The 12,589-nt window shown below is 71.5% G+C and carries 14 protein-coding genes; 10 read left to right on the top strand and 4 right to left on the bottom strand.

Annotation, left to right across the window (positions count from 1 at the left end):
- The first annotated feature begins 5 nt into the window (after positions 1–5).
- From ASF34_RS21500 to chrA, 4 genes are all read left to right on the top strand, one after another.
- Positions 6–527 carry an urease accessory protein UreE gene (locus ASF34_RS21500; protein ID WP_056164632.1) on the top strand — a complete coding sequence of 174 codons (522 nt, stop codon included), beginning with the start codon at positions 6–8 and terminating at the stop codon, positions 525–527.
- Between the two features lie 79 nt (positions 528–606).
- A complete protein-coding gene (locus ASF34_RS21495) occupies positions 607–1,281 on the top strand; it encodes an urease accessory protein UreF (RefSeq protein WP_018043651.1) in 675 nt (224 codons plus the stop codon).
- Between the two features lie 11 nt (positions 1,282–1,292).
- Positions 1,293–1,922, top strand: coding sequence for an urease accessory protein UreG (gene ureG / locus ASF34_RS21490; protein ID WP_018043650.1), 630 nt, complete (start codon positions 1,293–1,295; stop codon positions 1,920–1,922).
- A gap of 168 nt (positions 1,923–2,090) precedes the next feature.
- On the top strand, positions 2,091–3,326 hold the full coding sequence (chrA, locus tag ASF34_RS21485; protein ID WP_056164446.1) for a chromate efflux transporter: 1,236 nt from the start codon (positions 2,091–2,093) through the stop codon (positions 3,324–3,326).
- 48 nt (positions 3,327–3,374) lie between these two features.
- On the opposite strand, the gene ASF34_RS21480 is transcribed toward chrA, so the two are convergent.
- Entirely contained in the window at positions 3,375–3,755 is a 381-nt protein-coding gene (locus ASF34_RS21480) for a hypothetical protein (RefSeq protein ID WP_056164443.1), read from the bottom strand.
- On the bottom strand, positions 3,755–4,672 hold the full coding sequence (locus tag ASF34_RS21475; RefSeq protein ID WP_056164440.1) for a hypothetical protein: 918 nt from the start codon (positions 4,670–4,672) through the stop codon (positions 3,755–3,757). The genes ASF34_RS21480 and ASF34_RS21475 overlap by 1 nt, the downstream gene beginning before the upstream one ends.
- A gap of 264 nt (positions 4,673–4,936) precedes the next feature.
- On the opposite strand from ASF34_RS21475, the gene ASF34_RS21470 reads away from it, so the two are divergent.
- The 3 genes from ASF34_RS21470 to ASF34_RS21460 all read left to right on the top strand — a co-directional run bounded on the left by ASF34_RS21470 (position 4,937) and on the right by ASF34_RS21460 (position 6,784).
- The gene (locus ASF34_RS21470) at positions 4,937–5,524 is read left to right on the top strand and encodes a nitroreductase family protein (protein WP_056149608.1); all 588 of its coding nucleotides are present in this window, start codon (positions 4,937–4,939) and stop codon (positions 5,522–5,524) included.
- 8 nt (positions 5,525–5,532) lie between these two features.
- Complete coding sequence (locus ASF34_RS21465; protein ID WP_056164437.1) at positions 5,533–6,144, top strand: flavin reductase family protein; 612 nt, start codon at positions 5,533–5,535, stop codon at positions 6,142–6,144.
- 181 nt (positions 6,145–6,325) lie between these two features.
- Entirely contained in the window at positions 6,326–6,784 is a 459-nt protein-coding gene (locus tag ASF34_RS21460) for a hypothetical protein (RefSeq protein WP_018043644.1), read from the top strand.
- Between the two features lie 33 nt (positions 6,785–6,817).
- Here ASF34_RS21460 and ASF34_RS21455 read toward each other — a convergent pair whose 3' ends face one another.
- The gene (locus ASF34_RS21455) at positions 6,818–7,483 is read right to left on the bottom strand and encodes an aldolase/citrate lyase family protein (protein WP_056164434.1); all 666 of its coding nucleotides are present in this window, start codon (positions 7,481–7,483) and stop codon (positions 6,818–6,820) included.
- Positions 7,484–7,532: 49 nt separating this feature from the next.
- On the bottom strand, positions 7,533–8,450 hold the full coding sequence (locus ASF34_RS21450) for a LysR family transcriptional regulator (RefSeq protein WP_056164431.1): 918 nt from the start codon (positions 8,448–8,450) through the stop codon (positions 7,533–7,535).
- Positions 8,451–8,549: 99 nt separating this feature from the next.
- On the opposite strand from ASF34_RS21450, the gene ASF34_RS21445 reads away from it, so the two are divergent.
- The 3 genes from ASF34_RS21445 to ASF34_RS21435 all read left to right on the top strand — a co-directional run bounded on the left by ASF34_RS21445 (position 8,550) and on the right by ASF34_RS21435 (position 12,576).
- The gene (locus tag ASF34_RS21445) at positions 8,550–9,719 is read left to right on the top strand and encodes an MFS transporter (protein ID WP_056164428.1); all 1,170 of its coding nucleotides are present in this window, start codon (positions 8,550–8,552) and stop codon (positions 9,717–9,719) included.
- A 116-nt stretch (positions 9,720–9,835) separates the two neighbouring features.
- Positions 9,836–10,987, top strand: a complete 1,152-nt coding sequence (locus ASF34_RS21440; protein ID WP_056164424.1) for a lytic transglycosylase — start codon at positions 9,836–9,838, stop codon at positions 10,985–10,987.
- Positions 10,984–12,576, top strand: a complete 1,593-nt coding sequence (locus ASF34_RS21435; RefSeq protein ID WP_018043639.1) for a DUF2336 domain-containing protein — start codon at positions 10,984–10,986, stop codon at positions 12,574–12,576. The genes ASF34_RS21440 and ASF34_RS21435 overlap by 4 nt, the downstream gene beginning before the upstream one ends.
- Positions 12,577–12,589 lie beyond the last annotated feature (13 nt).

The raw sequence follows: 12,589 nt of genomic DNA, 5'->3' as shown, positions 1-12,589 counted from the left end.
CTTCCCTGATCCGCGCCACGAAAGTGATCCGCCGAGACGCGCTCTCCGGCGAGATCGTCGACCGCATCGTCCTCGACCATGGCGACCGGCATCGCCGCCGCATGGCGATGCGCGGGGTCGGCGGCCTGTCATTCCTGCTCGACCTGCCCGAGCCGACGGTCCTCGACGACGGCGACGCCCTGGTGCTGCAGGATGGCCGCCTGGTCTGGGTCGAGGCCGCGCCCGAGCGCCTGCTCGAGATCCGCGCCGCGGACGATCTCGCCCTCAAGCGCCTGATCTGGCATATCGGCAACCGGCACATCCCGGCCGAGATCGGCACGGACGCGGTCCATATCGCCTACGACCATGTGCTGGCCGAGATGGTGCGGGGCTTAGGGGGGACGGCCGAGCCGGTGGAGCGTCCGTTCCGGCCCGAGGGCGGCGCCTATGCCGGCGAGGCCGCCGGGCACCACCACGGCCATGGCGATGCCCACGATCATGGGCACGACCACCCTCATCCGCACAGCCACGGCACGGTGTCCGGTTGAGCCTCGTCCTATGCCCCCATCCTCTGCCGGTTCGGGCTTCCAGGGAAGGGCGCCCGGCGCGATGAGGGGCGAATCCCCGATGATCGACACCGTCCGGCTCATGGCCTGGCTCTCGCCGGGCTATCCCGTCGGGGCCTATGCCTACTCGCATGGGCTCGAATGGGCGGTGGAATGCGGCGATGTCGGGGGCGAGGCTTCGCTGCTGGCATGGCTCGGCGACGTGCTCGAACGGGGCGCGGTGCGCACCGACCTGATTCTTCTGGCCCATGCCCATGCCGCCGCCGAGGCGGGGGACATTCCGGCGCTGGCGGAGGTCAACGACCTCGCCGTCGCCCTGGCGCCCACGCGCGAACTCCATCTCGAGACGACCCAGCAGGGTCGCAGCTTCCTCGACGCCACCCGCGTCGCCTGGGGAAGCGCGGATCTCGACCGGTTGAGCGAGGCATTGCCCGGCGAGGTGGCCTACCCGGTGGCGGTGGGGCTCTCGGCCGGCACCCACCGTATGGCGCTCGCCCCGGTGCTCGCCGGGTTCGGCCTCGCCTTCCTGCAGAACCTCGTCTCGGCGGCGCTGCGCTGCGCTCCCATCGGCCAGAGCGCCGGCACGCGGGTGATCGCGTCCCTCACCCCCCGGGTGGCGGCTTTGGCCGCGGCCATCCCGCCCCTGAGCCTCGAGGAGATCGGCACCGCGACCCTGCGCCTCGATCTCGGCTCGGCCCGGCACGAGACTCAGTATTCTCGGATTTTCCGCTCGTGAAAGACCCCGTCATGACCTCACTGAACGGCCCCTCACCGAACGGCCCCCTGCGCGTCGGCATCGGCGGCCCCGTCGGCTCCGGCAAGACCGCCCTGATGGAGCAGCTCTGCAAGCGCTTCCGCGATCGCTTCGAGATCTGCGCCATCACCAACGACATCTACACCAAGGAGGATGCCCGCATCCTCACCGTGGCGGGCGCCTTGCCCGAAGAGCGGATCATGGGTGTCGAGACCGGCGGCTGCCCGCATACGGCGATCCGCGAGGACGCCTCGATCAACCTCGCGGCGGTGGCCGAGATGCGCCGTCGCTTCCCGAAGCTCGACCTGATCCTGATCGAATCCGGCGGCGACAACCTCGCCGCGACCTTCTCGCCGGAGCTTGCCGACCTCACCCTCTACGTCATCGACGTCGCCGGCGGCGAGAAGATCCCGCGTAAAGGCGGCCCTGGCATCACCCGGTCCGATCTCCTCATCGTCAACAAGACCGACCTCGCCCCCATGGTCGGCGCCGATCTCGGGGTGATGGAAGCCGATACCCGGCGCATGCGGGGCGCGCGGCCCTACGTGTTCTCGTCCCTGCGCGAGGGACACGGCGCCGACACGGTGGCCCGCTTCATCGTCGAGGCCGGCGGGCTGGGATAGTTCCGGGGGCCATCCCACCCACCACCTCATCCTGGAGCGGCGCAGCGCAGCGGAGCCCTCGAAGGCGGCGTCCAGGGATCGCCAGTCAGGCTGGAGCCCTCCTGAGAGGCCGCTTCGCGGCATCTCAGGATGAGGAATTCGGGTAGGAGGGTGGTCAGGACCCGAGCCATGACGCCAAGGTCAACCACTGTGATGACACCACTGCCTTCCCGCGAGGGTTCCGTGCGGGAAGTCTTTCTCGCCTTCCTCAAGCTCGGCCTCACCGCCTTCGGTGGCCCGATCGCCCATCTCGGCTACTTCCGCGCCGAGTTCGTGCATCGCCGCCGCTGGCTCGACGAGGCGGCCTATGCCGACCTCGTGGCCCTGTGCCAGTTCCTGCCCGGCCCGGCCTCGAGCCAGGTCGGGTTCTCCCTCGGGGTGATGCGGGGCAGGGGGCTCGCCGGCGGGCTCGCGGCCTGGGCCGCCTTCACCCTGCCCTCGGCGCTCCTCCTCGTGGCCTTCGCCTATGGGGCGGACGCCCTCGGCGGCCCGGTCGGATCGGGCATCGTCCACGGGCTGAAGCTCGTCGCCGTGGCGGTGGTGGCGCAGGCGGTCTGGGGCATGGGCCGCACCCTCGCGCCCGATGCCACCCGCGCGGCCATCGCCTTTGCCGCCCTCGCCCTGACCACGGTGCTGGCCGGATCGACCGGTCAGGTCGCCGGCATCGGTCTCGGAGCCGTAGCCGGGCTCGCGGTCTGCCGCCGGGCATCCGGAGCGGCGTGCGGGCATCTCGGCATCCCGGTCTCGCGCCGGGCCGGCGCGGTGGCCCTCCTCCTGTTCGGCCTGTTCCTCGCGGTCCCGCCGTTCCTGGCCAGATCCCTGTCCTCGCAGGGGCTCGCCCTGTTCGATGCGTTCTACCGCTCCGGCGCCCTCGTCTTCGGCGGTGGCCACGTGATGCTGCCGCTCCTGCGAACGGCCCTGGTGGAAACCGGCTGGATCGGCCCGGATGCGTTCCTCGCCGGCTACGGCGCGGCGCAGGCGGTGCCGGGGCCGCTCTTCACCTTCGCGGCCTATCTCGGCGCGGCCCTCGGACCGCAGCCGAACGGTCTGGCCGGGGCCGCCATCGCCCTGGTCGCGGTGTTCCTGCCGGGATTGCTCCTGGTCTACGGAGCATTGCCCTTCTGGGATGCCGTCCGCGAAAGACCCCTGGCGCAGGCGGCCATGCGCGGCGCCAACGCGGCGGTGGTGGGGATTCTCGCCGCCGCGCTCTACGATCCGCTCTGGACCGGCGCCGTCCTCGGCCCTCGCGATTTCGCCGTGGCGGCCGGTGCGTTCCTGCTCCTGACGATCGCGGCGGCCCCGCCCTGGATCGTGGTCGTGCTCACGGCCGTCGCGGGGGCGGGCCTGGCGGTGGTGGGGGGCTGACGCTCGAGCATCATCGATTCGACGTCGCCGGAGCGAATCGGGAAGCGATCACCCGTCGCAATTCGCCGAGAGCAGCGCGAGTGTGCGTTGGAAACCCTGGTACTGCGCCATGCTGGATGGGTGCCGGATCTCGGCGGCGTCGGGCATGATGCCGGAAAAGCCCGCCCCCGGATCGGCGACGAACGGGCGCGGGCCGACATGCGCGCCCATCCGGTTGGTGACGTCGACCTCGCCGCAGATGGCGCCCGCCTTGCCCCGGCGCAGCCGGCCGTAGCGCGCCTCGGCCGGGCTCTTGAGCCCACTGCCGACCAGCACCATCACCGACGCCGATATCTCCGCCCCGATCGTGGCATCGGACCCGTCGATGACGGTCTGTGCCGTGGCGGGGACGGCGGCGAGTAGGGCGACGGCGAGGACGACGGCGCGCATCAGGAGGCCTTCGCCACCACTTCGATGTCCCGGTCCATCCCGCTTTCCACCTTGAACTCCCGTGTGAAGACCTGGCCGTCGTGGCGCGCGATGAGGACGTAGTCGCCCTCCGCCAGGGTGACCTGCGGGAAGGCGCCGATGGCCTCGCGGATCGTGTCGCCGCCCGGCGTCAGCACGCTGAAGGCGGTGCCGGCGAAGGCCTCGGCGCCGGGTGCGGCCACGAGCTTGAGGGTGACGGTGGCGGCCCGATGGTTGAGGGTGGCGTCGGTGACCTTGCCGTTCTCCACCTTGAGGTCGGCGCGCTGGATCGCGTTCGATTCCCCGTAATTCGAGACCACGTGGTAGGTCCCCTCCGGCAGGCGGATCAGCTCGCCCGCCTTCACGCCGCTGCGCACGAGGCGCCCTTCCGAATTGGTGCCGATGGGCACGAAGACCGAGAAGGCGAGGTCGGCGGGGGTGATCTTCATGTCGCCGATGGCACCCGAGAGCTTGAGCGCCCCCGCAGTGATCGTCAGGCGGTCGCTGAGTGCCGCGCCCGCCATGGTGATGCGCTTCGAGGCTGTGGCGAAGCCGTAGGTGACGGTGGCGACATAGGCGCCGGGCGCCAGGGTGAAGCTCGGATCCGCCGCCTCGGAGCGCGCGACGATGTTCGGCCGCACCCCATCGGACCGATCCTCGTAGATGCGCCAGGCGAGGCCGGAGCGCACCGGCTGGTTGCTGCCCGCGAACAGGGCGGTGAGGGTGAGGGGCGCCTCGCCCTCGACGGGGGGAAGCGGCAATTGCGGCCCCGTGATCGAGGGGGAGGGCAGAACCGGGCCGTTGCGACCGCCGAACGGGCCGCGTTCCTGCGCCAGCACCGGCAACGCCGCCATCGACATGGCTCCCGTCACCGCGAGCGCGCGCATTACCGGTCCCATCCGCTGTCTCCTTCACGGGTCCGCCCCGCACGGGTCCACCCTGCACGGGTCCGCCATGCATGGCGGCGATTGCCAAGCTGCGGGCCGCACGGCATGTTTTCGCTTGTCGGCCGTTCCTTTGCCGAATGCGACATCCCGCTTTGGATCCGGACCGTGGCGGCTCCAAGGCCGACGCCTCTTATCGATCGCCGAAGCGGCCCGCCTCACCTCGCACCGGCCGCCCGGCGGTGCCCCCACGTCCCTCATTCGCGCCGAACAGGTTCCATGGACACCATATCCGACATGCCGCGGAACGACACAATCGACCTCCTGCGCGTCCGCCGCTCCGTTCCGCCGGTCAATCTCGACGGGCCGGGTCCGAGCGCCGGAGAGCTCGATGCGATCCTCACCGTCGCCGCGCGCGTGCCCGACCATGGCAAGCTCAGCCCCTGGCGCTTCCTGGTGATCGAGGGTGAGGCCCGCCTGCGCGTGGGCGACACCATCGCGGAGGCCTACGCGGCGGATCATCCCGAGGCCGATGCCAAGCGCCTCGACCTGGAGCGCCACCGCCTCGCCCACGCCCCCCTGGTGGTCGCCGTCGTCTCCAGCGCCGCCCCCCACGTCAAGATCCCGGAATGGGAGCAGGTGCTGTCGGCGGGCGCCGTCTGCATGAACCTCGTCGTCGCGGCCAATGCGGCGGGCTTTTCCACCGCTTGGCTGACCGAGTGGTTCGCCTACGACCGTCGCATCCTCGACGCGCTGGGCCTCGACCCGCGCGAGAAACTGGCCGGCTTCATTCATGTCGGCCGCGCCCGCGAGGTCCCGAGCGACCGCCCGAGACCCGTCCTGTCCGACATCGTCACACGAGTCTGAGCGGCGCCATGCATTACGATTCCGAGAACCGCACCCTGCCGCACAACCCGCTGAAGGCCCTGGTGGCGCCCCGGCCCATCGGCTGGATCAGCGCGATGAACAAGCAGGGCCACGTCAACCTCTCCCCCTATTCCTACTTCAACGCCGTCGCCACCGGCCCCGACATGGTGATGTTCTCGTCCTTCGGCCGCAAGGACGCGATGACCTTCGCGGAGGAGGGCGGGGAGTTCGTCTGCAACTTCGCCACCTACGGGCTGCGCGACGCCATGAACGCCACCTCGGCCCCCCTCGCCCGGGGCGACAGCGAGTTCGTCGCGGCCGGTCTGACGCCGGTGCCCTCGCGCAAGGTGCGTCCGCCACGGGTCGCCGAATCCCCCGCCGCCCTGGAATGCCGGTGGCTCCAGACCGTGCCCCTGACACCTCTAGACGGCAGCAAGGCCAGTCACTTCCTGGTGATCGGCCAGGTCGTGTCGATCTATGTCGACGATGCCTTCGTCAAGGATGGCCGGGTCGATACCGGCGCGATGCACCCGCTCCTGCGCGGTGGCTATTTCGACTATTTCAGCGTCACCGACGAGGCACGGTTCGAGTTGAAGCGCCCTCCCGGAGCGGGTCAGTAGCCTCGTCTCAGCCTCTATCCCGCAAGAGGTGCAAGCTCAGCCATGGACAAGGGCGGCCGGGGAGTGCTCCGTGCCAAAAAGGGAACCAAGGCCGGGGCCGAATGCTTAATGGCCCGAGCCGCCGTGGAGCAGCTCATTTCCGCGAACCGCCTGAGGGGGCGCTCGCAGAGGTCTGCATCGTATGATCGTCAAGTTCACTGTACCGCTCCTCATCGCCGCCGGTCTTGCGACTCCCGCCCTGGCACAAGCGACGAACCGCCCGCCGACCATGCTGATCCATGGCAATTACTGCGGGCCCGGCAACAATGCCCCACTCCCGCCCATCGACGCCCTCGACGCGGCCTGCGCCCGGCACGACGCCTGCACGCCGGATGGCGGGCTGCCGACCAAGGCCTGTAACCTGCGTCTCCAGCGCGAGGCCGCGCTGGTCTCACGCGACGTGCGCCAGTCCGACGATCTCCGCTCGCTCGCCGGCCTGATCTCGGTGACCGCCTCGATGATGCTGGCGGATACGGCACCGCGTTCCACCCCCACCGCGACGGCGACCCCCGTCAGCCACGATGCCGTCTCGCCCGAGGCCCAGCGCGGGCCGGATACTCGGGCCGTGTCGGCGGTCGAGGACGGCGAGGACGCCGAATAGGTCGTATCCGAAGCGCATTCACGCTGAAGCGCTTCATCCCCGGCATCGTCCGCTGAATTCCCTGACGAATCCCGCCTGATCCGGTTCGAGGACGAGTTTCGCCTCGAACCCGTCATCCCGTGCCGCCTCGACCTCACCGGCGAGGTCGCCCCCGGGCAGGCATGACGTATCGATCGCCGTGACCCTCGCCGCCGCGGCGGTGAGGCGAAGCAGGGCGCGGACCTGGGCGAGAGGCGAGCTCAGCCCGCCCTCGCGATTGCGGGCGGTGGGCGCTCCGACTTCGGCCTTCATGGCCGCGGCGTCCCAGGCGATGCCGACGAGGCGTTCCCCCGCATCCGAGAGGGTGTGCAGGGCCAGCGCGCCCCTTGCCGTTTCGATGAAGGCGAGGATCTGCGTCGCCCCATCGGTCAGCCCCTGCATCGCCTCCTCGACGGCGAGGCGCGCGCCGAGGCGCATGACGTCGCGGGCGCCCTCGCAACGGGGCAGGACGATTCCGTGGGGTGCCGCGGCCATCATCGCCGGGAGGTCGCGTTCCAGGTCGTGCGAGCGCAGGTAGAACGGCGGTGCGCCCTGTCGGCGCTCGAGGAAGAAAGCCGGCGACGCGAGGCCCGTCACGTCCACGATCAGCGCATGCGCGTCGCTCGCCATCGCCGCCGCGACGGCTCGTGCGTCGCCGGGGACGATCAGGAATGCGCGCATGACGGCCTCTCCGAGGGGTTGGTGCAGGACGCCCGATCGCCGAGCACCGTCATGGAACCGGTCCCTGGCTGCGGCCCATGCGCTCGGCGAGGAAATCCACCAGCACCCGGATGCGGGCGGGCATGGCCGGGCCGCCGACGAACACCGCATGGATCGCCTCCCGGTCCTGGGGATTGTACGCCTCCAGAAGCGGCACGAGGCGGCCCGCTGCGAGATCCTCCGCAATATGGAAGGTGCCGACGCGGGTGACGCCGATGCCCTGCAGGGCGAGTTGCACCAGGGTCTCGCCGTTATTCGCCGCGATGTTGCCGCGCACCGCCAGGACGTGATCGCGCCCGTCCTCGCGGAACGGCCAGCCCGGCTCGATCCGGCGAAAGTTGAAGTCGAGGCAGTTGTGGCCGGCCAGATCCCCCGGAACCCGTGGCGTGCCGGCGCGGGCGAGATAGGCGGGCGAGGCCACGATCATCCGCCCGGTCTCGCCGAGGCGCCGGGCGGTGAGCGGGCTGTCGGCCAGCGGCCCGAACCGGATCGCCAGATCGGCCCGCCCGCCGATCACGTCCGCGACCTCGTCGCTGAGGTCGATCTCCACCACGATCCCCGGATGGCGGGCGACGAAATCGCCGATGAGGGGAACCACCACACGCCTGCCATGGGCCATCGAGGCGCTGACGCGGACCCGGCCGCGCGGGCAGCCCTGGTCGGCGATCTGCGCTTCGGTCTCGTCGAGATCGGTGAGGATCCGCCGCGCCGCCCGGGCATAGGTCTCGCCCTCGGCGGTGAGGTGCAGGGAGCGCGTGGTACGCACGAGGAGCCGGACGCCGAGCCGGGATTCGATGCGTGCCACCACCCGGCTCACGGCCGAGGGCGTCAGGCCGAACCGGCGCGCCGCCGCCGACAGGCTGCCTTCCTGGGCCACGGCGAGGAAGAGGGCCATGTCACCCGCCCGGTCGACCCTGTCGCGCAGCATTGATGCCTCCGGCGCACGGATGTTGGTCCCAGCCCGATACTACCTGGGAGAGGCGGTATCCGCCATGTGCTGGTCTGGAACAGACGGAAAGCACTCATCATGAGACTCAACCTTCCCCTGCTGGCGCTCTCGGCCGGTGCCTTCGGCATCGGCGTCACCGAGTTCACGCCGATGGGCATGCTGCCCCTGATCGCGAACGATCTGCGCGTCTCGATCCCGGCGGCGGGTCTCGTCGTCAGCGCCTACGCGATGGGCGTGCTCCTCGGCGCGCCCCTGATGACGCTGGCCTTCGCCCGGATGCCGCGCCGCCGCCTGCTCGTCGGATTGATGGGCATCTTCACCCTCGGCAACCTGCTCTCTGCGATGGCCGACAGCTACGCGATGCTGGTCGTCGCCCGCCTCGTCACCTCCCTGAACCATGGCGCGTTCTTCGGGGTCGGCGCGGTGGTGGCGGCCGGCATCGTGCCGCCCGAGCGCCGCGCCGCCGCCGTGGCCGCGATGTTCTCCGGGCTCACCATCGCCACCATCGGCGGCGTGCCGCTGGCGGCCTGGATCGGGGAGATGCTCGGCTGGCGCGCGGCCTTCTGGGGCATCGCCGCGGTGGGGGCCGTGGCCATGCTGTCGCTGCGCCTGGCCCTGCCGCCCCTCGAGGCCGAGGCCGGCGGCGACATGCGGGCCGAACTCCGCGTCCTGATGCGCGGGCCGGTGCTCGCCGCCCTCGCCCTCACCGTGCTCGGGTCGAGCGCGATGTTCACGGTGTTCACCTACATCGTGCCGATCCTGCGGATCGAGACGGGAGCCGCGACGCCGTTCGTGACGGCGATGCTGGTGCTCTACGGAATCGGCCTCACCGTGGGCAACTGGGCCGGCGGGCGCTTCGCCGACCGCTCGGTGGACGGCACACTCGTGGCCTCCCTGGCCGGCTTGGTGGCAGTGTTGGTCCTTTTCGCCTGGGGCATGCGCTGGGAGATCCCGGCCGCCATCCTGATCTTCCTCTGGGGCGTCGCCAGCTTCGCCCTGGTGCCGCCGCTGCAGATGCGGGTGATGGAGAGGGCACAGGATGCGCCCAACCTCGCCTCGGCGATGAATGTCGGCGCATTCAACCTCGGCAACGCCATCGGTGCCGCCCTCGGCGGGGGCGTGATCGATGCGGGCCTCGGCTATCCGGCCGTCCCCCTCGCCGGGGCTGCCATGGCCGCTGCGGGCCTTGCGATGCTGGTGGCCCTGCGCCGGGGGCGGCGCGGGGCGGCGGAACCTGTCGTGTCCTGAAACTTATGCAGGTTCGGGACGGCGCGGACGGCACTTCCTTTAATCTTTGTTTACCATGATCGGAACAGGTTGAGACTCAGGCCGACATCGTCAGGTCCGCCTGCAGTCGGACGGCCATGTTCCTCTTCACCACGCCCCCCGCCAGCACTCGCGAGACCGGCCTCGGCCGGGACGCGGGCACGCGGAACGGGGCGACCACGGGGACGCCCGCCGGATCGGCTTCGGCGGGCGTGGTCGATGCGATCCGCAGCGGCGCGCGCAGCACCGGCACCGAGTTCGACTACCTCCTCGCCACGGCCAAGCGCGAATCCTCCCTCGACCCGTCGGCCAAGGCCGCCACCTCCTCGGCCACCGGGCTGTTCCAGTTCATCGAGCAGACCTGGCTCGGGACGATGAAGAATGCGGGGCCCAAGCTCGGCCTCTCGGCCTATGCCGACGCCATCACCGCCAGACCCGACGGCACCTACACGGTGCAGGACGCCTCGGCCCGCCAGACCATCCTGGATCTGCGCCGTGACCCGGCCGTGGCCGCCACCATGGCGGGCGCCCTGACCCAGCGCAACGGCGAGGCGCTCACCGCCGCCCTCGGGCGCGAGCCCACCAGCGGCGATCTCTACGCCGCCCATGTGCTCGGCGCGCGCGGGGCGGCGACCCTGATCGGCACCGCCCAGGCGAGCCCGGCGCGCGCCGCCGCCCTCGACATGCCGGAGGCGGCCGCCGCCAACCGGAGCCTGTTCTACGACAAGACCGGCCGGCCTCGCGGCGCCGCCGAACTCTACGCGCTCCTGTCCACCAGCCAATCCGCCTCGCGGCCCGCCCCCACGGCCCTGGCGGGCGCCCCCATCGAGCCGGCCTCCACCGCCGATCCCGTCTCCGCCTATGCGGCCATTGACGGCGGCGGATTGCGGGCGCTGTTCCAGACCGACAAGCGCCAGGGGGCGATGTCCGAGGGGGTCGCCCGCCTGTGGCAGGGCAGGGCCGCGTCGCCGCCGGCCTCCTCGCCGCAGCCGACCCGCAGCGCGCCCACCTATTTCCCGCGCTCGGACGGGACGGGAGAGACGGCCTCGACAACGGCTGCAATCCCCGTAGAGCCGGCGAAGGTCGCGGCGACGGCGTCGCTTGCCGCCGCCCCGGCCACCGCTCTCGTCGGCGCTCCGCTGCCCCCGCGCCGGCCCGCCGAATTCAGCGCCGCCGCCTCCCGGCAGGCCGGCACCGTCGCCTCCAAACCTCTCGATCTCTCACTCTTCGCGACCCGGAGCGGTCAATGATCATCCGCCAATTCCTGTCCTGGACCCGTGACGCCTCCATCGACCGTCGCGCGGAGGCGGCGGCGGCGCTGACCCGGGCCTATCTCTATGGCGGGCTCGATGCCGGGGCGGCGCGCGACGCGCGCTCGGCGATCCTGGCGCTCCTCGACGACCCGGCCCCCGCCGTGCGCCGCGCCCTGGCGCAGGCCTGCGCCGGTTGCGCCACCGCGCCCCGGCCGCTGGTCGTGGCTTTGGCCGGCGACCAGCCCGACATCGCCGCCCTGGTCCTGCGGCGCTCGTCCGTCCTCACCGATGCGGATCTCGTCGACGGCATCGCGGTCGGCTGCGAGACCACCCGCACCGCCATCGCCGGCCGGCTCGGTCTCTCCCACGCGGTGTCCGGGGCCATGGCCGAGATCGGCGGCGTCCCCTCCCTCACCGCCCTGGTGCGCAACCGGAGCGCCGGTATCACCACCGGCAGCCTGCTGCGCATGGTGGAGCGGCACGGCGACGATGCCGGCCTCAGGAACGCCCTGACGATACGGGCCGATCTCCCCCTCGAAGTGCGGCAAGCCGTCACCGCCCGCGTGGCGGCATCCCTCTCGGCCTTCGCCGTCGCCTCGGGCTGGCTCACCCCGGCGCGCGGGGAGCGGGCGAGCCGCGAAGCCCTGGAGCGCAGCACCCTGGAGGTGAGCGCCGGGGCTGACGGGGCGGACCTCGCCCGCCTCGTGAGCCATCTGCGCATCCGGGGCCAGCTCAATGCCGGCTTGATCCTGCGGGCGATCCTGTCGGGCCGCATGGCCTTCGCGGAGGCGGCGCTGTCCGATCTCACCGGCCTGAAGGCCGACCGCGTGGCCGGGCTGATGCACGACCCCTCCGCCTCGGGCTTCGCCGCCCTCCACCGCCGCGCCGGATTGCCCGCCGTTCTGCTGCCCGCCTTCGTGGCCGCACTCTCGGCCTGGCGCGAGGCCGGTCTCCAGGCCGAGCCCGGCCAAGCCAGGCCCGGGAGTGCCACCCTGTCGCGCCGGATGATCGAGCGCGCGCTCACCGCCTGCGAGACCATGCCGCTCGCCGAGGCGCAGAGCGTCATGGCGCTTCTGGCCCGCTACGAGGCCGAGGCCGCCCGCGAGGAGTCCCGCGTCGCCGCCAAGGCCATGGAGGCGAAGGCGAGCCGGGAGACCCGGACGCGGATGCAGATCCTCGACGTGGAATGGCGCCTGGCGCAGCAGCTCGTCTCCCAGCGGCCGGCCCAACCCACGCCGCTGGCGCTTCAGCCCATCCGCATCGACACCGTCGTCGAGCGGGGGAGGACGGTGGAAGCCGTGCTCGATTCTTTGTCCGACGGTCTGATGGCGAGTGTTCGCGAGGCGAGGGCGCAGGTTCGCCCGCTCGCCGCCGCGCCCATCGACCTGACCGGCCACGACCTCGTGACGATCGACGTGCCATCCATCGTCGTGTCCCAGCCGGAATTCGATGTCGTACCCGACCCCGTACGGATCGATGTCGGCATGTCGCCGACCCGCGAGGTCGATGCGGTCCTGGACGCGATTCCCGACGCCCTCATCGCCAGCTACCGCGCCGACCGCGACAGGATGCGCCTCGCCGCCTGACCCGGAGCGGCCA

Source organism: Methylobacterium sp. Leaf106, from assembly GCF_001422895.1.
Lineage (GTDB): Bacteria > Pseudomonadota > Alphaproteobacteria > Rhizobiales > Beijerinckiaceae > Methylobacterium > Methylobacterium bullatum.
The sequence above is the reverse complement of the archived record's forward strand: the minus strand, read 5'-3'. Positions and strand labels throughout refer to the sequence as shown.

Coding starts and splice junctions, on each gene's coding strand:
- ASF34_RS21445 (WP_056164428.1), top strand. CDS start 8,550: ATGAGACTCAACCTTCCCCTGCTGGCGCTCTCGGCCGGTGCCTTCGGC.
- chrA (WP_056164446.1), top strand. CDS start 2,091: ATGACGCCAAGGTCAACCACTGTGATGACACCACTGCCTTCCCGCGAG.
- ASF34_RS21465 (WP_056164437.1), top strand. CDS start 5,533: ATGCATTACGATTCCGAGAACCGCACCCTGCCGCACAACCCGCTGAAG.
- ASF34_RS21455 (WP_056164434.1), bottom strand. CDS start 7,483: ATGCGCGCATTCCTGATCGTCCCCGGCGACGCACGAGCCGTCGCGGCG.
- ureG (WP_018043650.1), top strand. CDS start 1,293: ATGACCTCACTGAACGGCCCCTCACCGAACGGCCCCCTGCGCGTCGGC.
- ASF34_RS21435 (WP_018043639.1), top strand. CDS start 10,984: ATGATCATCCGCCAATTCCTGTCCTGGACCCGTGACGCCTCCATCGAC.
- ASF34_RS21475 (WP_056164440.1), bottom strand. CDS start 4,672: ATGGGACCGGTAATGCGCGCGCTCGCGGTGACGGGAGCCATGTCGATG.
- ASF34_RS21495 (WP_018043651.1), top strand. CDS start 607: ATGATCGACACCGTCCGGCTCATGGCCTGGCTCTCGCCGGGCTATCCC.
- ASF34_RS21480 (WP_056164443.1), bottom strand. CDS start 3,755: ATGCGCGCCGTCGTCCTCGCCGTCGCCCTACTCGCCGCCGTCCCCGCC.
- ASF34_RS21440 (WP_056164424.1), top strand. CDS start 9,836: ATGTTCCTCTTCACCACGCCCCCCGCCAGCACTCGCGAGACCGGCCTC.
- ASF34_RS21470 (WP_056149608.1), top strand. CDS start 4,937: ATGGACACCATATCCGACATGCCGCGGAACGACACAATCGACCTCCTG.
- ASF34_RS21460 (WP_018043644.1), top strand. CDS start 6,326: ATGATCGTCAAGTTCACTGTACCGCTCCTCATCGCCGCCGGTCTTGCG.
- ASF34_RS21450 (WP_056164431.1), bottom strand. CDS start 8,450: ATGCTGCGCGACAGGGTCGACCGGGCGGGTGACATGGCCCTCTTCCTC.